The organism is Bacteroidota bacterium, from assembly GCA_013696965.1.
GTDB lineage: Bacteria > Bacteroidota > Bacteroidia > JACCXN01 > JACCXN01 > JACCXN01.
Map to the genome: position 1 here is coordinate 109,837 of JACCXN010000010.1, position 21,755 is coordinate 131,591.

General features: G+C 33.3%; 16 protein-coding genes and 1 rRNA gene. 6 read left to right on the top strand and 11 right to left on the bottom strand.

The features are described from left to right. Window position 1: 1 nt before the first annotated feature. The 5 genes from H0V01_02450 to rpmH all read right to left on the bottom strand — a co-directional run bounded on the left by H0V01_02450 (window position 2) and on the right by rpmH (window position 7,332). Complete coding sequence (locus tag H0V01_02450) at window positions 2–1,294, bottom strand: glycosyltransferase family 4 protein (protein MBA2582231.1); 1,293 nt, start codon at window positions 1,292–1,294, stop codon at window positions 2–4. Continuing rightward, complete coding sequence (locus tag H0V01_02455) at window positions 1,291–3,783, bottom strand: YfhO family protein (GenBank protein ID MBA2582232.1); 2,493 nt, start codon at window positions 3,781–3,783, stop codon at window positions 1,291–1,293. Before H0V01_02455 ends, H0V01_02450 begins: the two co-directional genes overlap by 4 nt. A gap of 77 nt (window positions 3,784–3,860) precedes the next feature. Continuing rightward, complete coding sequence (locus H0V01_02460) at window positions 3,861–4,043, bottom strand: hypothetical protein (GenBank protein MBA2582233.1); 183 nt, start codon at window positions 4,041–4,043, stop codon at window positions 3,861–3,863. A gap of 115 nt (window positions 4,044–4,158) precedes the next feature. Then, window positions 4,159–6,975, bottom strand: coding sequence for a carbamoyl-phosphate synthase large subunit (gene carB, locus H0V01_02465; protein MBA2582234.1), 2,817 nt, complete (start codon window positions 6,973–6,975; stop codon window positions 4,159–4,161). Window positions 6,976–7,170: 195 nt separating this feature from the next. Continuing rightward, window positions 7,171–7,332, bottom strand: a complete 162-nt coding sequence (rpmH, locus tag H0V01_02470) for a 50S ribosomal protein L34 (GenBank protein ID MBA2582235.1) — start codon at window positions 7,330–7,332, stop codon at window positions 7,171–7,173. A 177-nt stretch (window positions 7,333–7,509) separates the two neighbouring features. Here rpmH and H0V01_02475 point away from each other — a divergent pair, with 177 nt between their 5' ends. Further along, complete coding sequence (locus H0V01_02475; GenBank protein ID MBA2582236.1) at window positions 7,510–9,297, top strand: ATP-binding cassette domain-containing protein; 1,788 nt, start codon at window positions 7,510–7,512, stop codon at window positions 9,295–9,297. Window positions 9,298–9,326: 29 nt separating this feature from the next. On the opposite strand, the gene rsmG is transcribed toward H0V01_02475, so the two are convergent. The 3 genes from rsmG to H0V01_02490 all read right to left on the bottom strand — a co-directional run bounded on the left by rsmG (window position 9,327) and on the right by H0V01_02490 (window position 11,804). Further along, on the bottom strand, window positions 9,327–9,959 hold the full coding sequence (gene rsmG / locus H0V01_02480) for a 16S rRNA (guanine(527)-N(7))-methyltransferase RsmG (protein ID MBA2582237.1): 633 nt from the start codon (window positions 9,957–9,959) through the stop codon (window positions 9,327–9,329). A gap of 112 nt (window positions 9,960–10,071) precedes the next feature. Further along, a complete protein-coding gene (locus H0V01_02485) occupies window positions 10,072–10,683 on the bottom strand; it encodes a sigma-70 family RNA polymerase sigma factor (GenBank protein ID MBA2582238.1) in 612 nt (203 codons plus the stop codon). After that, window positions 10,674–11,804, bottom strand: a complete 1,131-nt coding sequence (locus tag H0V01_02490) for a glycosyltransferase (GenBank protein MBA2582239.1) — start codon at window positions 11,802–11,804, stop codon at window positions 10,674–10,676. Before H0V01_02490 ends, H0V01_02485 begins: the two co-directional genes overlap by 10 nt. A gap of 90 nt (window positions 11,805–11,894) precedes the next feature. Between H0V01_02490 and tgt the strand changes: the two genes are divergently transcribed. Then, on the top strand, window positions 11,895–13,025 hold the full coding sequence (gene tgt / locus H0V01_02495) for a tRNA guanosine(34) transglycosylase Tgt (GenBank protein MBA2582240.1): 1,131 nt from the start codon (window positions 11,895–11,897) through the stop codon (window positions 13,023–13,025). A gap of 91 nt (window positions 13,026–13,116) precedes the next feature. Then, window positions 13,117–14,199: an LptF/LptG family permease gene (locus tag H0V01_02500; protein ID MBA2582241.1), complete on the top strand. Its 1,083-nt coding sequence runs from the start codon at window positions 13,117–13,119 to the stop codon at window positions 14,197–14,199. 84 nt (window positions 14,200–14,283) lie between these two features. Here the strand turns inward: H0V01_02500 and H0V01_02505 are convergent, their stop codons facing one another. Continuing rightward, window positions 14,284–15,108, bottom strand: coding sequence for a 4-(cytidine 5'-diphospho)-2-C-methyl-D-erythritol kinase (locus tag H0V01_02505; GenBank protein ID MBA2582242.1), 825 nt, complete (start codon window positions 15,106–15,108; stop codon window positions 14,284–14,286). Window positions 15,109–15,384: 276 nt separating this feature from the next. On the opposite strand from H0V01_02505, the gene H0V01_02510 reads away from it, so the two are divergent. The 3 genes from H0V01_02510 (at window position 15,385) to H0V01_02520 (ending at window position 19,640) form a co-directional block, all read left to right on the top strand. Further along, window positions 15,385–16,341, top strand: coding sequence for an acetyl-CoA carboxylase carboxyltransferase subunit alpha (locus tag H0V01_02510; GenBank protein MBA2582243.1), 957 nt, complete (start codon window positions 15,385–15,387; stop codon window positions 16,339–16,341). A gap of 505 nt (window positions 16,342–16,846) precedes the next feature. Then, window positions 16,847–18,379, top strand: a complete 1,533-nt coding sequence (dnaB, locus tag H0V01_02515; GenBank protein MBA2582244.1) for a replicative DNA helicase — start codon at window positions 16,847–16,849, stop codon at window positions 18,377–18,379. Further along, a complete protein-coding gene (locus H0V01_02520) occupies window positions 18,360–19,640 on the top strand; it encodes an asparagine synthetase B (protein MBA2582245.1) in 1,281 nt (426 codons plus the stop codon). The genes dnaB and H0V01_02520 overlap by 20 nt, the downstream gene beginning before the upstream one ends. Before the next feature lie 3 nt (window positions 19,641–19,643). Here the strand turns inward: H0V01_02520 and H0V01_02525 are convergent, their stop codons facing one another. Both H0V01_02525 and rrf read right to left on the bottom strand, forming a co-directional pair. Continuing rightward, complete coding sequence (locus tag H0V01_02525; GenBank protein ID MBA2582246.1) at window positions 19,644–21,554, bottom strand: hypothetical protein; 1,911 nt, start codon at window positions 21,552–21,554, stop codon at window positions 19,644–19,646. Between the two features lie 112 nt (window positions 21,555–21,666). After that, a 5S ribosomal RNA gene (gene rrf, locus H0V01_02530) occupies window positions 21,667–21,755 on the bottom strand; the annotation flags it as partial.

Below are 21,755 nucleotides of genomic sequence, written 5' to 3' on the forward strand. Positions count from 1 at the left end.
ATTATTTTTTAATGATTTTAGCCAAACTAGCTGTTAAATTTTTTCTTGAAAACTTCAAATAGTGTTGTTTCCTTGTTTCGCCTCCACTTTTTAAAAGCCAGTATTGATAGTGTTTTTGAAGCAATTGCTCCATTTTTTTTTGTTCATCATAATCAACTACTTCTCCTGCATCACAATCATTTATAATTTTAGCTGCATCTCCATTCTTAGGGGCTGTGCAAATAATTGGCCTCTGACTTGCAAGATATTCAAATAATTTTCCAGTTAAAATTCCTTTATTGTTCTCTACATCAGGAATAGACAGGAACAATACAGCTGCTTTATGCATAATTTCAATGGATCCTGAATGGCTAATATATCCTTTAAACTCTGTGATTGATTTTATTCCTGCCTTTTCTGCCTCTTCAACCACATCCGGGTCTGGGCTTCCTGCCAGTATAAATTTTATTTTTCCATTAGTTGAATCTGCTAAATTTTTTATTGCTTTAAAAAATGCTTGTGGCCTATATTTTAAGGTCATTGAACCTGTATAGGCTATTGTAAAATATTCATTATCCTCCTTTTGGCCTGCTGTAAAATCTTCGGCATCAAAGCCATTTGGAATAACTACAATATTTAAGGGATCAATTTTCTTGTCTTTTTCTGTAAAAATCCTTTTAATATCTTCACTTACCACAATTACCTTATCAGCATTCAATAAAACCTTTTTCTCAAAAGCTGCATCTATTTTCCTGGCAATTGCTGTATGGTTAAGCTCCTTGTAAAAGTAGATGTCGGTCCAGGGATCGCGCATATCGGCAATCCAATTAATGTTAAATTTCTTTTTTAAATAAAGACCAACAAGTTGTGTTGAATGAGGAGGAGATGTAGTTATAACAGTGTCAATTCCTTCATTTACTATAATTTCAGAAGCTTTCTTAATCACATATTTATTCCAACCACGTCTTGCATCTGGAATAAACAAGTTTCCCCTTATGAATCGAAAAAAATTAGATTTAAATCCTGCTTTCCCTTCATTGGCAAACCCTCCAAAAGGAATTTCTTTTTTTCCTGAAATTTTTTTGTAAATCTCGAAGGGTTCAAATGTTTTTGTTTTAACTATTCTTAATGAAGGAGAAATCTCTTGTGTTAATTTATGATCCACTAATGCATAAGAAGCTTCATTTTCATCTACTGTAAGCACAATTGGCTCAATTTGAAATTCAGGAAGATACTTTACAAACTTCAGCCACCTTTGAACTCCCGCTCCCCCACTTGGTGGCCAATAATATGTAATTACAAGGACTTTCTTCACACTTTTATTTTAGCTGTTGCTTGTTTTTCTTTCTCCGCATTATCCCTTAAATGATCATTTTTTATTTTTGCTCCATTTTTCTGTTCACTATATAATGCAAATCCAATAAATAAAAAGGCAAAAATAGAACCTGCAAGAGCTATTCTTTCTCCTACAATATAAGATGCAGGTTCAAATTTAAATTCAATTTTATGCTTTCCTTCAGGAACCCTCAATGCCCTTAATACATAATTAGCCCGAATATGATCTACGAGTTTATCATCAATATAGGCATTCCAGCCTTTATCGTAATAAACTTCAGAAAATACGGCCAGTTGTTCAGCAGATGTTGTGGATTCATAGGATAAATAATTGGGCTGGTATTTTGTTAATTTAATACTTCCTTCATCTTTATTTTTCAATTGCAAACCCTTAAGGTATGCATCAAAACGCTGATCAACTATCGCAACCTCAGAGGGCGTAAAGGAAGATAATGCGGTAATTTCAGAATCTGCATTTGCTACCATTTCATACTCATTTACAAACCATGCATTCCCTAAAGGTGCTGGATTTTTTTGCGCCACAGGACGTTTATCCTGTCCAGGAACAATAAAATATTTAGTGTTTAACATGTTAATAACATCCATATTGTTTTGACTTAAATGATATTCAATTAACTCCTGGTATCTTTTAAGCTTTGCTCCATGATAACCTCCTACCGATTTGTGAAAATAAGAAGTAGCTGCATCGTTAAATGTACTTGTAGTAACATTTAAAACTCTGTAATGAGGATCAGGATCTTGTAATATCTGCAAATCGGCCTCACTTGGTTCAAAGGTCTGTGCTCTTACATTTTTACGCGTAAAATTATCCTCATTCATATAGCGCTTGGCAACTGTCCATTGGTCAATTGTAATAAGGGCAAGCAATCCTGATAGCATATATAAGCTTTTTAATTGGCCGCGCGAAAACAACCATACTAACAAAGCACTTAAAGAAATGAAAATCCCACTTCTAGCAGCATCAGAGGTAAAAATGCTTTTTCTTGCTGATTCTAAATTATCCAACAGGAGATTTGCCTGGTCAGCTGGCCATTTGTTGGAAATTAACTGTTGCATAAGGTTAGCATTCTCCCCTTCTTTGAAAAAATCATTAAACATTCCTGGCATAAAATACATAAGGAATGACAAACCACCTGTTAGTCCGAATGCCACTAAAAATTGTTTTTGCTTTTCCTTAATAATAGCTGGCTGTTCCATTATTTTTTTAATGGCAAGAAACCCCAATAATGGCATGGCAATTTGAGCAATTACAAGGGTCATGGAAACTGCTCTGAATTTATTATATCCTGGGACAAAATCCAGAAAAAAATCAGTTAAAGGCATAAAGTTTTTTCCCCATGCTAACATAACTGAAAGCAAAGTGGCAATCAACAACCACCATTTTAGATGGCCCTGAACAATAAAAAGACCCAGTATAAATAAGAAACAAACAATAGCTCCAAAATAAACGGGGCCTGAAGTAAAGGGTTGATCTCCGAAATACCTATCCATCCCGGAAACATATTGCTTCATTTGTGGATCTACAACTTTCATCACACTTTTATCATTTCCTATTTGTCCACTTCCCCCACCTTTGAAATTAGGCACCATAAGAGTCATTGTTTCTCCAATTCCATAGCTCCATTGGGTTGCATAATCTTTGTCAAGACCGGAGGTTTTAACATCCGCATTTAATGTTAATTCTGATTTACCTCTAATTGTTTCTTTTCCATATTCCCATGTCATTAATAAGGAGGTTATATTTGGTAAAACTCCAATAACAGCAGCAATAAAAAGAAAAGACACTGCTTTAAAATAATGTTTGTACGTTTTTTCCTTAATGTTTTTAACTGTTTCAACAATGCCAAAAACCAACAACAAAACAAGGGTATAATAAGTAATTTGCAAATGATTTGCATTAACCTGAAAAGCCACACCAAGGGCCGCCAGGGCGCTACCCAACAAATATTTACCTCTAAAAGCCATCACAACCCCAATCACCACAATAGCCATGTAGCCAATTGCAAAGCCCTTGGTATTATGTCCTGCTTCAATAATAATCACATTATACGATGAAAAAGCAAAGGCTAAAGCACCTGCAACAGCTGCCAGAGGCGTTAAACCAAATGAAATCAACAGGAAATAAAAAGTCAACAAGGCAATGAAAATAATTTCTGAAGGACCTGGAAAAATTTTTGCAAGCGCCTGATCAATATGGGAAATTAAATTATTAGGGTAAAGAACTGAAATTTGAAAGGCAGGCATTCCACTAAACATGGAATTTGTCCATAAAGGTTCCTCACCTTCCGACTTTCTGAAATCAATAATTTCTTTGGCCATTCCCTCCCAACGCATTGTATCTTCCTGTTTAAGGTGTTTCCCTTGTAATAAAGGCCCGAAAAAGGCCATTGTTACTATTAAAAAAGTTACAATAGCTAATAAATGCGGCTGAAAGTATTTTAGATTCATTTATTCTAATTTATTCGTTTTAAATCTTTTTTCTTGTTTTTTAATTCAAACACCTAAAGGTATTTGAGATTCATTTATTATTTGATTTCTTCATAATCCACATAATCTCCATCACTGCGCTTGGCTTTTTTCTCTTTATTAAATTCTATCGTGATTTCTCCTTCAGGCTTCTTGTTTGAATTAAAACTCTGATGCTGAAACTCTTGCTGCTTCTTTTGGATATATGTTTTTAGTAAATATGGCAGGAGTGTTCTTACCACGAGTTTAAATAAAAAATAAATCGTTAGAAAAATTAATATTGTCTTTATAAATGCCATCTCATTAAAATAATTCGAATTTCAGCCATGCTATTAAGCGACTAAAATTCAATGTCTGTTACTTGCTTAAATATAAATTCCGTTCTGAATAAATCTTCACAAAAAACTCATCTTGCAGATTGTCTATGAATTGAATAGCTTCTCCTGTAGATTTCATTTCTGGACCTAATTCCTTATTCACATTCGGAAACTTATCAAACGAAAATACAGGTATTTTAATTGCATATCCCTCCATACGTGGATTGAAATTAAAATCCTTCACTTTGCTATGTCCCAGCATAACTTTTGTAGCGTAATTTACATAAGGCTCATTATAGGCTTTGGCAATAAAAGGCACGGTTCTCGAAGCTCTTGGATTGGCTTCAATAATATAAACCACTTCATCTTTTATAGCAAATTGAATATTTATTAGGCCTACTGTTTCAAGAGCTAAGGCTATTTTTTTTGTATAGGTTTTTATTTGGTTAATTACATTTTCGCTTAAATTAAAAGGGGGTAAAACCGCATAAGAATCACCAGAATGGATTCCTGCAGGCTCTATATGCTCCATAATTCCAACAATATAAACATCCGTACCGTCACAAATTGCATCAGATTCAGCCTCTATTGCCTTGTCTAAAAAATGATCAAGAAGTACTTTATTTCCTGGAATGTCTTTCAGTATATTAACAACATGCTGTTCAAGCTCTTCCTCATTGATAACAATTTTCATCCCCTGTCCACCTAAAACGTAAGAAGGCCTAACAAGTAAAGGAAAGTTAAGCTTCCTTGAAAGCTCTACCGCCTCCTCAGCACTCTCAATAACACCAAAATCAGGGTAAGGAATATTGTTCTGCTTTAACAATGCTGAAAAGCTTCCCCTATCTTCAGCTAAATCCAATGCTTTATAACTGGTTCCTATAATTTTAATACCATACCTGTCTAGTTTTTCCGCTAGTTTCAAAGCTGTCTGTCCACCAAGTTGCACTATAACTCCTTCAGGCTTTTCATTTAAAATTATATCGTAGATATGTTCCCAAAAAACAGGTTCAAAATAAAGCCTGTCTGCTGTAGCAAAATCGGTAGATACGGTTTCAGGATTGCAATTTATCATTATGGTTTCATAACCACATTCCTTAGCAGCAAATACTCCATGCACGCAAGAATAATCAAATTCAATTCCTTGCCCAATCCTATTAGGACCTGAACCAAGAATTATAACTTTTTTCCTGTCCGATGGAATTGCTTCATTTTCTTCCTCAAAGGTAGAATAGAAATAAGGAGTCTGGGCCTCAAATTCTGCAGCGCAAGTATCTACCATTTTGTAAACACGCTTGATTCCCAATTCATTTCTTTTCTCCCAAACCTTACTCTCCAGGCAGTCCAACAAGTGGGCAATTTGCCTGTCAGCATAACCCTTTTGTTTTGCAGTTAAAAGCAGGCCTTTTGAAATATTATCCAGGCTATGCCTTTCAATTTCCTTTTCCAACACCACTAATTCTTCAATCTGATTTAAAAACCAGGGATCTATTTTAGTAAGCTTATGAATGGTTTTAAATGGAATTCCAAGTTTAAAAGCATCGTAAATATGAAACAATCTATTCCATGAGGGCCTTTCAAGGCTTTCAAGCAATTCTGCCTGATTCTTCAATTCCTTACCATCTGCACCTAATCCATTTCTTTTTATTTCAAGAGACTGACATGCTTTTTGAAGAGCTTCCTGGAAACATCTGCCTATGCCCATTACCTCACCAACAGATTTCATCTGGAATCCCAAATGTCTGTCAGCACCTTTAAATTTATCAAAGTTCCAACGGGGTATTTTTACTATTACATAATCAAGAGTAGGTTCAAAAAGTGCAGAAGTAGTTTTGGTTATTTGATTTTCCAGTTCATCAAGGTTATAGCCTATTGCAAGTTTTGCTGCAATCTTAGCAATGGGATATCCTGTGGCTTTGCTAGCAAGAGCAGAAGAACGAGATACCCTGGGATTAATTTCGATGGCTATAATATCTTCGTTCTCATCAGGGCTAACTGCGAACTGAACATTACATCCTCCTGCGAAATTACCTATAGCGCGCATCATCATTATTGCCAAAGTTCGCATCCTTTGATATGTTTTGTCTGACAGGGTCATAGCAGGGGCAACAGTAATTGAATCGCCAGTATGCACCCCCATTGGATCAAAATTTTCAATCGAACAAATAATTACAACATTGTCATTGTTGTCCCTGAGTAATTCCAGTTCATATTCCTTCCAACCCATTACTGCTTTATCAATCATCACCTCATGAATAGGGGATGCGTGAAGCCCAACAGTTAATGCAGAATCAAAGTCTTCCTTTTTAAAAACCACTGCTCCTCCTGTTCCTCCAAGAGTATAGGATGGCCTAATTACCAGAGGGAAGCCTAGTTCTTGTGCAGCATTTTTCCCATCAAGAAATGAATTTGCTGTTTTTGAAGGAGCAACCCCAACACCTAATTCAACCATTAATTTCCTGAATGCTTCCCGGTTTTCAGTTACTTCAATTGCAGCAATATCAACACCTATCATACGCACTCCATGCTTTTTCCAAATACCCATTTCCTCACATTTTATTGCCAGGTTCAAAGCAGTTTGGCCGCCCATAGTGGGCAATACAGCATCAATTTTATGCTTTTCCAGAATCTTAATAATTGATTGTGGGGTCAAAGGCAAAAGATATATGTTATCAGCTGTTACCTTATCCGTCATAATTGTAGCCGGATTGGAATTAATAAGTGTTACTTCAATTCCCTCCTCTCTTAATGACTTTGCTGATTGGGAACCTGAATAATCAAATTCTACCGCCTGACCAATAATGATGGGGCCGCTTCCAATTATTAACACTGATTTTATCGAATGATCTCTTGGCATTATCCTAAAATTGATTTATGGTTTACTTTTATTCGCTGCGAATTTAAAGAAATCCATTTAAATGGCTCTTTAAATTCATTGGCAATCCTATAAAAATTCTTTTTATTTTGAATTATGATCTTTTTTAAATAGAGAACATAAAAAAAGGGTGCTATCTGAATTTGATAACACCCTCCTTGAAAAATCATTTAATAATTACGATTTATGTCTTGCTTCATCTGAAACAGTTAATCTTGATCTTCCTTTTGCTCTCCTGGCAGCTAATACCCTTCTACCATTGGCACTGGCCATTCTTTCCCTGAAACCATGCTTATTTATTCTTTTCTTAATTGACGGTTGAAACGTTCTTTGAGCCATTATTTCTATGTTTTATTATATTTTCCCCTTAAAAGGACTGCAAAAATAACAGGTTTTTTTTATCCGGCAAAATTATTTTTAATTCTTTTTGTGATTTCTTCATTAAATATCATTAAACAGCCCTAAATACGCCTAATATTTGTAATTAATAACTTACCTTTGCGTAAATTATTGTACATGGCCCGTAAACAAAAGGGGGATGATTTGCCAAAAGCCAAAATCACTTCCGCCTCCTTAAAAACTGCATCAAGAATTTTCACATTTTTAAAACCTTACAAAGGGAAATTTATTCTTGGGTTGATTTTTTTGTTTCTTACAAGCTTAACTGCACTTGCCTTCCCCTTACTAATGGGCAAATTAATTGATGCAGCTGATGCAACTTTCGAAAACATAAATACTTATGGGTTAATTTTGCTGGCTATTTTCGTTGCTCAATCTGTATTTTCTTTTTTCAGGGTAGTTCTTTTTGTAAATGTTACAGAAAACATGCTGGCTACATTAAGACAAACCATTTACTCACATTTGATTACCCTACCCATGTCCTTTTTTGGACAAAGAAGAGTAGGTGAACTTAACAGCAGACTTTCTTCAGATATTACTCAATTACAAGATACTTTTACTACTACAATTGCAGAATTTTTAAGACAATTCTTATTGATTGTAGGCGGCATTGCTTTTTTATCCTATACTTCCGGGCAACTCACATTGATTATGCTTTCAATTGTACCGGTAGTTGCAATTCTAGCAGTTGTTTTCGGAAGGTACATTAGAAAAATTTCACGTTCCGTTCAGGATGCAACTGCTGGAGCAAATACAATAGTTGAAGAGACATTGCAAGGTATTGCAAATGTTAAATCGTTCGCAAACGAGTTTTTTGAAACTCAGCGTTATAAAAAACAAACTTCAGAAATAGTTCGTATTGCTCTTAAAGGCGGAGTGGCAAGAGGAGCGTTTGCTTCCTTTATAATATTATGCCTCTTTGGTGCTATCGTATTTGTAATATGGTATGGGGTTAAAATGGTTAATATGGGCGAATTATCAATTGGGGCCATGTTTCAATTTGTTCTTTATTCCGTTTTTGTTGGCGCTTCAATTGGCGGCATTGCAGAGCTTTATGCTCAAATTCAAAAAGCATTCGGGGCTACGGAAAGAATTTTTGAAATTCTTGATGAACCAGCTGAAAACATTTCGCTGACCCAACAAATACAAATTGATAACAAATTAAATGGAAAAGTTGTTTTTAAAAATGTTGAATTTTCTTATCCTTCAAGAAAAGAGATTGTGGTACTTAAAAATATTTCTTTCGAAGCAAAAAGTGGTGAATTAATTGCTGTCGTGGGTCCTAGCGGGGCAGGAAAATCAACATTGGCTTCCTTGTTATTAAGGTTTTATGATGTTTCAAATGGCCAGATTTTAATTGACGATAAGGATATAAAAAATTATTCTTTATCTGAACTTAGGTCTCAAATGGCATTAGTGCCTCAGGAAGTACTTTTATTTGGGGGTACAATAAAAGAAAATATAGTTTATGGTGCTCCGGGATCATCTATGGATGAGATTATAGAAGCTGCAAAAAAGGCAAATGCTCATTCGTTTATTGAACATTTTTCTGAAGGTTATGAAACAATAGTGGGTGAACGAGGAATTCAACTCTCTGGTGGCCAGCGTCAAAGGATTGCAATTGCCAGAGCGGTTTTAAAAAATCCAGCAATTCTTATCCTTGATGAAGCAACCAGTTCACTTGATTCTGAATCAGAAAGATTAGTTCAGGACGCCCTGGAGAAACTTATGCGTGACAGAACATCTTTTGTTATTGCGCATCGCCTTTCAACAATAGTTTCAGCTGATAAAATATTAGTAATTGATAAAGGGGAAGTTGTGGAGTCGGGAAGGCACGAAGAGTTAATGCAAAAAGAAAAGGGTTTATATAAAAACCTTAGCAGGATTCAGGTAGAATTGAATTAACTTTTTCTAATTTGTTCATTCCGCTTTTACTAGAGCCTTATATAAACTAGCTTTTTAGTTTCAAAAAATGCTTCTGAAAAATATTTCCCTAAATCGTATATCTTATATTTATAGTCTAAAGAGGATAACTCTTCCTTTAAATCTCCTCCTTTTAAGCACAAAACCCCATTTGGAATATCATTAAAGCTTGTTTTTAAAACCTTTTTTCTAACCCATTCAACGAATTCAGGAAGTTGTGTAACAGCACGACTTACCACAAAATCAAATTTATCATTTACCTGCTCCGCACGTGCTTGCTCGGCAAAAACGTTTTCCAAACCAAGGCTTTCTGCAACCGCCTTTACAACCTTTATTTTCTTACCAATGGAATCAACAAGATGGAAATTACATTCAGGAAACAGAATGGACAAAGGTATTCCTGGAAAACCACCTCCGGTTCCTACATCTAATATCTTGGTTTTAGGTTTAAATGCAATAACTTTTGCAATGCCTAAAGAATGCAGTATATGTCGCTCGTACAATTGATCGATGTCCTTCCGGGAGATTACATTTATTTGGGCATTCCAATGAACATAAAGTTCATAGAGTTTTTCAAACTGTTCTTTTTGGTGTTTATTAATTTGAGGAAAATAATTGGAAAGTAGCGAAATATTACCTGACATAAATTTTATTTGAAAATTCGAGCATTAGCGTGTTAGAAAAACCATGAAAATATCATTCCCTGGCATTATTTTCTGATGATGATAAAGTGCAAATGAAAAATAAAAATACAGCTTAAATATTTTCTTTAGAATTTTTCATAATATTATAAAGAAATTCTCTTGCTCTGAATAATTGGGCCTTCACAGTCCCGAGCGGAATATCAAGCTTATCAGCAATTTCTTCATATGAATATTCCTGAAAATACCTTAGTTCAACCAATTCTCGATACCTGGGTTTGAGCTTTTCAACAACCTCATGCATTAGCTTTATTTTTTCTTTTTTAATCACTTTTTCTTCAGGATCAAGCATCGATGATTTCAAATCAATAGACATTTCTCCTCCCTCTTCATTTTCAAATGTTTTATCAATTGAAAATGTCGATTTATTCTTCCTTTTCCTTATAAAATCAATACAGTTATTGGAAGCAATCTTAAACAACCAGGTGCTGAAGGCATAATTTGGAGTATATTGACCAAGCCGCTTGAATGCTTTACCAAAAGCTTCTATAGTAAGATCATCTGCATCATCCCTGTTATTTACCATTTTCAGAAGCATGAAATAAATTGAATCGCGGTAGCGCATCATCAATTCAGCATATGCTTTCTGATCACCATTTTCAACGGCAAGTATTACTAATTTATAATCATGTTGGGCTTTTTCAGACAGATTTGATCCTACTTCCATTTACTTTGTTTTATAAAGGCCTTTGAAAAAAATAAATACGGATAATAAAAAATTAAAAACAAATCTAATAAAGGTGCTAGAAACCAAAGGTCTCTTTCACCCAATTTATCCATTGATTTCCTAAAGATAATCATTTGTACAGATAATTTAGTTAAAAAGATTATTACTATTAGATTAATTTGATAATTAAGCAGGATTAACGCAACAAATACAAGTATGAAAATAAAATTTGACACTCCTAACAACCCTAGTGCAAATTTGATTTTCAGTTTATATAATTTGCCGGTAGTAAGGTGTCGTCTTTTTTGCCTTACCCAATCTCTTAAGGTTCTTTTTGGTTTAGAAAAAGTATGTGAATCTATATCAAATTCAATTGCTGTGTTGTTTTCATTTGCAACTTTTCCAATAAATAAATCATCATCACCAGATGCAATATGAGTGTGTTTAGCAAAGCCTTTGTGCTTAAAAAAAAGACTTTTTTCATAAGAAAGATTCCTTCCAACTCCCATATAAGGATTCCCACATAAGGCAAATGAATAATATTGTAGAGCTATAAAAAATGTATCAAAGCGTATTAATTTATTTAGTAACCCAGGCTTTTTTTCATACTTACCATAACCTAAAACAACTTCAATTCCTTCAGAATAATTAGAAGACATCCTTTTAATCCAATTATCGCTTTTAGGAAAACAATCTGCATCGATAAGCAGAATTCTTTCATGTTTTGCGCCTTTAATTCCCAGAGTTAATGGATATTTCTTACCTGTAGATTGAAGCCCTTCCTGTTTAATTGTTATTGCACGGAAATTACTGTGATTTAATTGAAATTGTTCAAGTACAAATTCAGTTTCATCTGTTGAAAAATCATTCACTACAATTACTTCAAATTCTGGATAATCCTGCGCAAGTATTAGTGGCAAGTTTTTTCTTAGATTTTCTTCTTCATTTTTAGCAGCAATTACAACTGTTACGGGAGGGGTGGCTGAAACAACAGAACTTTGTTTTTTTTTGTAAAAAGCAAATTTTCCAAATACAAATAAGTAATAAAAAAGAAGAACCAAAAAAGTTGCAAAAAACACTACAAATACAATGAATTCAATGCTAATGGAAAAATTAATCATTTTAATAAAAGTTCGTTGTTGGTCATTATGCAAAAGTAATATTATATTCTTGAGCAATATCTTTATATTTGAACGTTTTTTTAAAATATTATGAATTTCAAAATTTCCGCAACCGACAAAGAATCTCGTGCAAGAGCGGGAGAATTAATTACTGATCATGGAAGTATAAAAACTCCGATTTTCATGCCCGTAGGAACTGCAGGAACAGTAAAAGCAGTACATCAGAGAGAGCTTAAGGATGACATTAAAGCCCAAATTATATTAGGCAACACTTACCATCTTTATTTACGCCCAGGTTTAGATATTATTGAAAAAGCGGGTGGAATACATAAATTCAATGGCTGGGACCTACCTATTTTAACCGATAGTGGTGGTTACCAGGTTTATTCTCTTTCCGGCCAGAGAAAAATCATTGAAGAAGGAGTAAAATTTACTTCTCATGTAGATGGTTCTAAACATTTTTTCACTCCTGAGAATGTAATGGATATACAAAGGGTTATTGGGGCTGATATTATTATGGCTTTTGATGAATGCACCCCTTATCCTTGTGAATTCAATTATGCAAAAAAGTCTATGGAGATGACCCACAGATGGCTTAAGCGCTGCTGCGACAGGTTTGACTCTACCAATTCTAAATACCAGTACAATCAAGCCTTTTTTCCAATTGTACAAGGTAGTGTTTATAAAGATTTACGTATAAAATCAGCTGAAACCATTGCTTCATTTGAAAGAGAAGGAAATGCAATAGGTGGCTTGTCTGTAGGAGAACCAGCTGAGGACATGTATGCCATGACAGAAGTTGTATGCAATATATTGCCTGTGGACAAACCTCGTTATTTAATGGGCGTTGGAACACCTGAAAACATTTTAGAATGTATTGCCCTGGGCATAGACATGTTTGATTGTGTAATGCCAACGCGTAATGCAAGAAATGGAATGTTATTTACCAAAAATGGAACAATGAACATGCGCAATGAAAAATGGAAGGCCGACTTTTCCCCCCTTGATCCAGAAGGAACTTGTTTTGTTGATTCCCAATATTCAAAAGCTTATTTAAGACATCTTATTATTTCAAAAGAAATTCTAGGTGCCCAAATTGCTACAATTCACAATTTAAACTTTTATTTATGGCTTGTTAACCAGGCAAGAGAAAAAATAATTGAAGGCACTTTTAACCAATGGAAAAACACAATGGTAAAAAAGTTAAAGCAAAAGCTCTAACTTTTAATAATTGAATCACAGGAATTAAGTAAATATTTCCCACAGGATAATATCAACATGTTTGAATAAGCAACGAAATGAATTATAGAAATTGAAAATTCTTGACAAATATATTATCTCTAAATTCCTTGGAACATTTTTTTATGCGATTGCATTAATAATTTCCATTGCAATTATTTTTGATTTTTCTGAAAAAGTGGATGATTTCCTTCAACGGGAAGCTCCTGCAAGGGCCATTATCTTTGATTACTACTTTAATTTCATTCCTTATTTTGTAAACCTGTTTAGTCCGCTCTTTACTTTTATTGCCGTTGTTTTCTTTACTTCAAAAATGGCATCAGATACTGAGATTGTGGCCATTTTGGCAAGTGGAGTAAGTTTTAAAAGAATGTTAAGGCCATACCTGGTGGCGGCATCTGTGTTGGCAATATTATCTTTTCTGCTTATTAACTTTATTATCCCTCCTGCAAATAAAACCAGATTAGAATTTGAGGAGCAATATATCCGTAATCCATACTTTAACAGGGAATATAATATCCATAGACAAATAGGTCCGGGAAATTTCATCTATTTCGAAAGTTACAATAACCAACGTAACATTGGCTATAAATTTTCTATTGAACATATTGATAAGGAATCAGGTGAAATGAAATACAAATTAATGGCCGATGTCATTACTTGGGACACCATTATAAATAAATGGAAGCTTGAAAACTATTTTCACAGAACAATTGATGGACTTAATGAAAATGTTGTTACAGGGCATACATTAGATACTCTTTTTAATTTTTATCCTGATGAATTCGGCAAGAGAATCAATAATATAGAAACAATGAATTATTTTGAACTAAACGAATTCATTGAACAGGAAAAATTTAAGGGTTCTGATTATGTAGTTTATTACGAAATAGAGAAATACCAGCGCATGGCCTTGCCTTTTGCTACTTTTATTTTAACTATTATTGGCGTTTCCATTGCATCTCGTAAAGTAAGGGGCGGTATAGGTTTACATATTGGGCTTGGGTTGTTAATCAGTTTTACCTACATATTATTTCTGCAAATTTCTACAACTTTTGCCACCAATGCCGGACTTGCACCTGTTATTGCAGTTTGGATTCCGAATATTCTCTATATGTTTCTCGGTATTTATCTTTTAAAACAAGCACCTAAATAATCGCTAAATCAAAAAGAATAGTTAAAATAAAATAGCTTTCTTTTATTTTTAAAGACCTTTTTAACTCATTAAAATAAAAATTAATTACAGCGTTTCCTCCCAAATCACATACTTTTTAAGCTCTGGATTTAGCTCAGGTTTTTCTCTGAAAAACCCATACAAGCTACTTCCACTCCCACTCATAGCAGCATAAACAGCACCTGATAAATATAAATTTTGTTTCAATGATTGGAATTGCGGATATTTCTTAAAAATGCTTTCCTCAAAATCATTCCTGATTACTTCCTTCCAATTTTCAATTGGGGTTTCAACTATTAAGTTCTTCAACGATATATTTGGTTTTTTTGGCGTTACACCAGAATATGCATCAACTGTGCTTATGTGTATTTTTGGATTAATCAAAACCAAGTAAAGACCTTTCAAATCAATTAACAATGGGAATATTTTTTCACCTTTTCCCTGCGCAAAAGAAATTTTATTTTCAATAAAAAAGGGAGCGTCACTTCCGGCTTGTTCAGAATAATACAACTTTTTTTCTTTGTCAAGATTTAATTCACAAAGCGCATCAATAATTTTTATAAAGAATGCCGCATCAGAAGATCCTCCCCCCAGCCCAGCTCCCACTGGAATAATTTTATGCAAATGAATTTTTAATGCAGGAAGGTTGAAATTTATTTTCAACTTCTCGTATATTTTTACACAAATATTTTCAGAGGGATTACCAGGAATAAAAATACCAGATGTTGAAAATTCCACGTGCTTTTCTTTACTTGCCTTATTAATAATAACCTCTAATATATCCGAAAGGCCAATGGGCAAAAACACGGTTTCAATGGTATGAAATCCATCCAGTCGCTTTTCAATTACATGCAATCCTATATTAATCTTGGCATTTGGATAAACAATCATAAATATTCAATTTTAAATAAAAAAGATGACTATTGTTAATATTTCTATTGTAAAAAAACAAAACTAAGTTTTAAGAATACAAATATTTGATAAATATTTAAAGGATAACTGTTTATTGGGCTTTTTTTCCTTAATTAATTTATCCAATGCAATAGAACAAAGGCTAAAACAAATTAAAAATGAAATAAAATAATGCCCTTTTCTTATCCAAAACCAATTATCTAAACACAAATTGCCATAAATTTTGTAAATTTGCACACTCAAATAAAAAAAAACATGGCTACTTACTTGGATTTTGAAAAACCAATTGAAAATTTAATTGAACAATTAGAGAAAGCCCGCGATATTTCTACCAATAGTAAAGTAGACGTTTCTTCAACAATTGAAGAACTTGAAAACAAAATACAAGTTACTCAGAAAGAAATTTTTGAAAACCTTACACCTTGGCAAAGAGTTCAGGCTTCAAGACATCCTGACAGACCATATACTCTTGCATACATCAATGCAATTACTGACAATACATTTTTTGAATTACACGGTGATAGAACTGTAAAGGATGATAAGGCAATGGTTGGAGGGTTTGGACTAATCGATGATCAAACGGTAATGTTTATTGGGCAGCAAAAAGGAATTAACACCAAAATGCGACAATATAGAAATTTTGGTATGCCCAACCCTGAAGGTTATCGAAAGGCATTAAGGTTAATGAAATTGGCTGAGAAATTCAATAAACCTATTGTTACTTTTATTGATACTCCAGGTGCTTATCCAGGAATTGAAGCAGAGGAACGAGGACAGGGAGAGGCAATTGCCAGAAATTTATTTGAAATGACTAAACTTAAAGTACCGGTAATTTGTATAATTATTGGTGAAGGCGCCTCAGGTGGGGCACTTGGAATTGGAATTGGGGACAAAGTTTTAATGCTTGAAAACACTTGGTATTCTGTTATTTCTCCTGAATCCTGCTCATCAATTCTATGGAGAAGCTGGGATTTTAAGGAAAAAGCTGCGGAAAATCTAAAACTTACCGCAATGGACATGAAAAAAAATAAATTAATAGATGGAATTATTAAAGAACCTTTGGGTGGTGCGCATACCAATCAAGAAGAAATGTTCACAACTGTAAAAAAAGAGATATTAAAACATCTTTCCTCCCTTAATAAAATGAATGCTGGAGAAAGGATAAACAAAAGAATTGAGAAGTTTTGTGCTATGGGGGTAATAAATGAATAATTGTAAATCATTTTTAAACTAAAAATCAAAATTTAATGTAAATTATATCATTCTTGATTTTTTGTTTAAATTAATGAATTCTTCTGCATTATTTAATATACTAAAGATGTAAGTTCTTTACATCTGCCTTGAAAATGTATGTTTCCACAAACTCTTTAAAGGAAATTAATAATACTTTACCTGATTATTTTCATCAGTAATTATTTGATTATTTAAAATATCATAGATAAACTTTGATTTTCATTGTTTAAATATAAAAGCACCATTTGGAATATATTTATAGATAAATAATTCCTGGTTGTTTCAAAACATGTTTTTAGTTTCATTTAGTTTATCTGTGCAAATGAAAAAATACTGAAATAAAATAATAAAGAATACCCCATTTTAAACAGTAGAAATCACAAGTAAAAATATAAAAAAATAAAGCAAAACCTGTTTACAACCTGTGCGTATTATGTTGATAAGATAAACCAAACACAGGTTTTTAATTTATTACTTTTGAATCATGGAAAACAACACCAATAAATTTCCCGAAAGAACCAGGAAACATATACGATTATCTAATGACAACGCATTTTCGGAGCTTGGAAAACTTCCACCACAAGCACGTGATTTGGAAGAAGCTGTCCTAGGAGCAATGATGCTTGAGAAGGATGCTGTAAATGATGTGATCGATATTTTAAAGCCAGAAAGTTTTTATGTTGAAGCGCATCAAAAAATATTTTCTGTTATTAGAGACCTTTTTCAGCGATCTGACCCTATTGATATTTTGACTGTTACCGCAGAATTAAGAAAACGGGCTGAGTTGGATTTTATAGGTGGTGCTTATTATATTTCAAAACTTACTGAAAGGATTGCTTCATCGGCCAATGCTGAATTTCATGCTCGAATAATAAGTCAAAAGTTCATTCAAAGAGAATTAATACGAGTTTCTTCAGATATAATTAAAAACTCATACGATGAAACTTCTGATGTGTTTGAAATAATGGATAAGGCAGAACAATCCTTATTCGAAATTTCAGAGGGCAATTTCAGAAAAGATTTCAGTAACATGAAAGATTTAATGAGTGAGGCACTTACTCAAATAGAAATTGCCAAAACCCAAAAAGACGGTGTTAGTGGTGTTCCCTCAGGCTTTACTGAACTAGATAGGATCACTTCTGGCTGGCAACCATCTGACCTGGTAATTTTAGCTGCAAGGCCGGGTATGGGAAAAACTGCTTTTGTATTATCAATGGCACGAAATACAGCCGTTGAATTTAATAAACCAGTTGCCATCTTCTCTCTTGAAATGTCCTCCGTTCAGCTCGTTCAACGACTCATTGCAAGTGAAACAGAACTTTCTGCTGATAAATTAAAAAAGGGGAACCTTGCCAACCATGAATGGGAACAATTGCATTCTAAGATTCAGAATTTAACTAAAGCGCCTATTTTTATTGATGACACACCTGCTCTTTCCATTTTTGAATTGAGAGCAAAATGCCGAAGATTAAAAGCCCAGCACGATATACAAATGGTAATAATTGATTACCTTCAGTTAATGACAGCAGGTTCAGATGGTAAAGGAAACAGAGAGCAAGAGATAAGTACCATTTCAAGAAATTTAAAAAGTATTGCAAAAGAATTAAAAATACCAGTCATTGCATTATCACAATTAAGCAGGGCTGTTGAAACAAGAGGAGGTGATAAAAAACCACAATTATCAGATTTAAGGGAATCAGGTGCAATTGAACAGGATGCTGACATGGTATTGTTTATTTATAGACCAGAATATTATGGTTTTACTGAAGATCCCGCATCTGGGGCATCTTTAACCGGGACAGGACAAATAATTATCGCCAAACATCGTAATGGGGCACTAGGTGATGTTAATTTACGTTTTATTGCAAATCTGGCCAAATTTACCGATATTGAATCAGGAAACTATGATTCTCAAGCTAGAATTAGCCCTTCAAAAGATTTTGATAATCAAGGAGGGTCAAAAACTTTTTCTTCCAAACTAAATGATATGTCTGATGATGAAGAAATGCCATTTTAACTTAATCAATATTTTGCTGGTTATATTTTTTATAATAATCCCTGCATTATCACAAGCTTCTTATCTTTTGTTACCAATGGATAATGCTCAGAAAAATCATTTGAAATCTTATGGAGTTGCTTATTGGACACTAAGAAACGATATTGAGGTTCAATGGCTGCTGAATTATCGCGGTGGAAGCTTTTTAATTCAAAACCATAAGTTTATAGAAAATGAATGTATAGTAAGAGGTGTATCTTTTGAGGTAATTGCAGACGCAAGAGCAGCAAGTATTCTTAATGAAATAGCAAATGCAGAAGTAAATATGGATGCTGTAAAATTGGAAAAAGAGCCTAAAATTGCGGTTTATTCTCCTAAAACCAAACAACCTTGGGATGATGCTGTAACCTTAGTTCTTACTTATGCCGAAATCCCTTATGATGTTATATATGATGATGAAATAATTCAAGGAAAGCTTCCATTATATGATTGGCTTCATTTGCATCATGAGGACTTTACTGGTCAATACGGCAGATTTTATGCTTCATACAGAACATTTCCTTGGTATCAAGAACAGGAAAGGGAATTGGAAGCAACGGCTTTAAGATTGGGATTCACTAAAGTTTCACAACTTAAATTAGGTGTTGCAAAAAAAATTAGAGATTTTACTGCTGGTGGGGGGTTTCTTTTTGCCATGTGCTCCGCTACAGACTCCTACGATATTGCATTGGCAGCAGAAGGTGTGGATATTTGCGAAACCATGTTTGATGGTGACCCTGCTGAACCTGGCTACAATTCAAAATTAAACTTTTCAAATTCTTTTGCTTTTAAAGATTATTCATTAATAACTGATCCAATGGTTTATGAATTTTCTACTATTGATGCTACCCTTATACATACTAGAACCCCACAACATCTTGATTTGTTTACCTTATTTGAATTTTCGGCTAAATGGGATCCAATACCAACTATGCTTACTCAAAATCACGAACAAATTATTAAAGGTTTCATGGGACAAACTACAGGATTTAATACGCAATATATAAAATCTGATGTTCTTATTCTTGGAGAAAATAAATCATTAAATTCCGCCAGATACATTCATGGAAGTATTGGCAAAGGAACCTGGACTTTTTATGGAGGACATGATCCGGAAGATTATCAACACTTTGTTGGTGACCCACCAACTGATTTGAATCTACATCCAAATTCTCCTGGATACAGGCTGATTTTGAATAACATTTTATTTCCTGCTGCAAAAAAAATAAAACAAAAAACCTGATTGTTAATTATAAAATACCCAGGATATTCCAACCCTAAAAGCTCTTTCTCCTGAAGGATATCCAGGCAATATAAAAAAATTTCTTTCCAAAAGATTTTCATTTAAATGGTCAATTTTAAAGAAAACTCTTGCCTGTTTGATTCTCATATTTACAAAAAAATCAATAAATGGATAATTCCCTTGAACATAATCATCTTGTAAAAAAAACTGACCAGTAACTGGCATGTACCGATAATTTTTAAAACTACTAAAATAAAAACCCTCTAAGCCTACTTGCAATTTTAAATCTTTATTAGAGCCAAATTCATAAAACAAGGCATTTCTTGAAATTAAATCTGGAACTCTAATTATATTGGTATTGGAAACATTCTGATAAACTAATTCAGTCAATAAATTAAATCTTTTCCATTTAAAACTCTTTTCAGCCTTAATTATGGTCACAACACAAGGTGATTGTAATTGTTGAGGAACTGCCTGATAGTTGAAATAAATGTAATTATTAAGCAATGAGGTACTAACAGCTGATTTAAATTTCATTTTGGGGTTTGAATATGAAATTATAGCTGTATAAAATTCATTTTTATCAAAATTATTTTCCCATTTATAATGATTCGAATAATAACGGTTATACATAAAATAGGGACTCGAATGAACTACCCCTAAATTAAGATTAATTAAATGATTTTTTGCTGGAGAATAGTCTAATTCCCCATTTAACATATAATCCCCTTTATTGTCCCCACCAACAATATAAGAGGAGGAAACTTTCCAAAAATAATTATTTCTTTTGCTTCTATTAATACTCGATTTAAAAGTATAATTAGAGAAATAAAAATTTCTTTCTAAAAGATTTAAATAAACCTTGGAATATTGGTGTTCGAAAGAAACACTATACATTAACAATTTATTATAATCATTCCAACCTATCTCATTCGAAACTATTTTAAATTGAGAAGAATCAAGAGTTGCAAGAGAGTCAAAATAAATGGCAGGATAATATGAGGGAATTATATTATCATCTTTAAAAAGCATCCTGTAATCCTCTAATGAAAAAGAATGATAAAAACCTTTATTTACATTATAATTTAATACGAAAGAAGTATCAGAATCAGGCACTGAATCAATAAAGGAAGTAAAATTATAATATTGTTTACCTTTAAAACCTTTGCTATTTCTCCTACTATAGGCTCCATTCAAATTAACATGGGTAAGCCTTGAATCATCGTCAATATAGCTTTCATCAGATAAACCACCGTTTTCTCCAGCAATCAAATTGTTATAAAAAGCATTTAAAAAGATACCATATTTTTTATTTTCAGATAAATAATTTGATCCAAAAGACATATTTGTTACATCAGACTGTTGATTTTGATAAAATCCTGATGATCTAATCTTATTGAACTGAAAACTAAAGTTCCAATCTTTAGTTATATTTTGTGTGTGGATACCTTGAAAATATTGTTCACCTTTAGATCCAACCACTAAATTAGCTTCTGTATAAGGAATTCTAGTGTTAAAAAACAAGGTGTTATAACTTGTTAATTCCCATAGCTTAAAATTGTTAATTCCAAAAGTGAATCCTAGATTAACATTAGGCCTAAAGACAAAGGAATGGTGTGCAAGACCAATGTTTCCTAAAGTATAATAAAATGCTCTATAGGCAGGATTATATCGATGAAAGAAGGAAAGAGAAGTATCTATTTCCGATTTGAAATCGTGAGTAGTACTAAACGAAAAATCCGAATATTTGTTTATGTATGAATTATCTCTAATTTCAGGTGTTCTGATAATTTTATTTTCGAGCAATAAAAGACTATCAGGAGCAACTTTTGGTATTGTATCAGAAAAAATGGGAGATAAAAAACCAAATAGAAGGATAAATAATGAAAATAAATCCTTTTTGCATATCTGCATCTTGATTTAATATAGTGGCTAAATTTGTTTGTAGAACGGAAAAAACAATAAATTATTTGACTAAACATGATTAAATAAAAAAGCCCCAACAAAAGCTGGGGCTTTAATAAAAAATTGGCAACGACATACTCTCCCGGGTTTAACCCCAGTACCATCTGCGCTGGTGGGCTTAACTGCTCTGTTCGGAATGGGAAGAGGTGG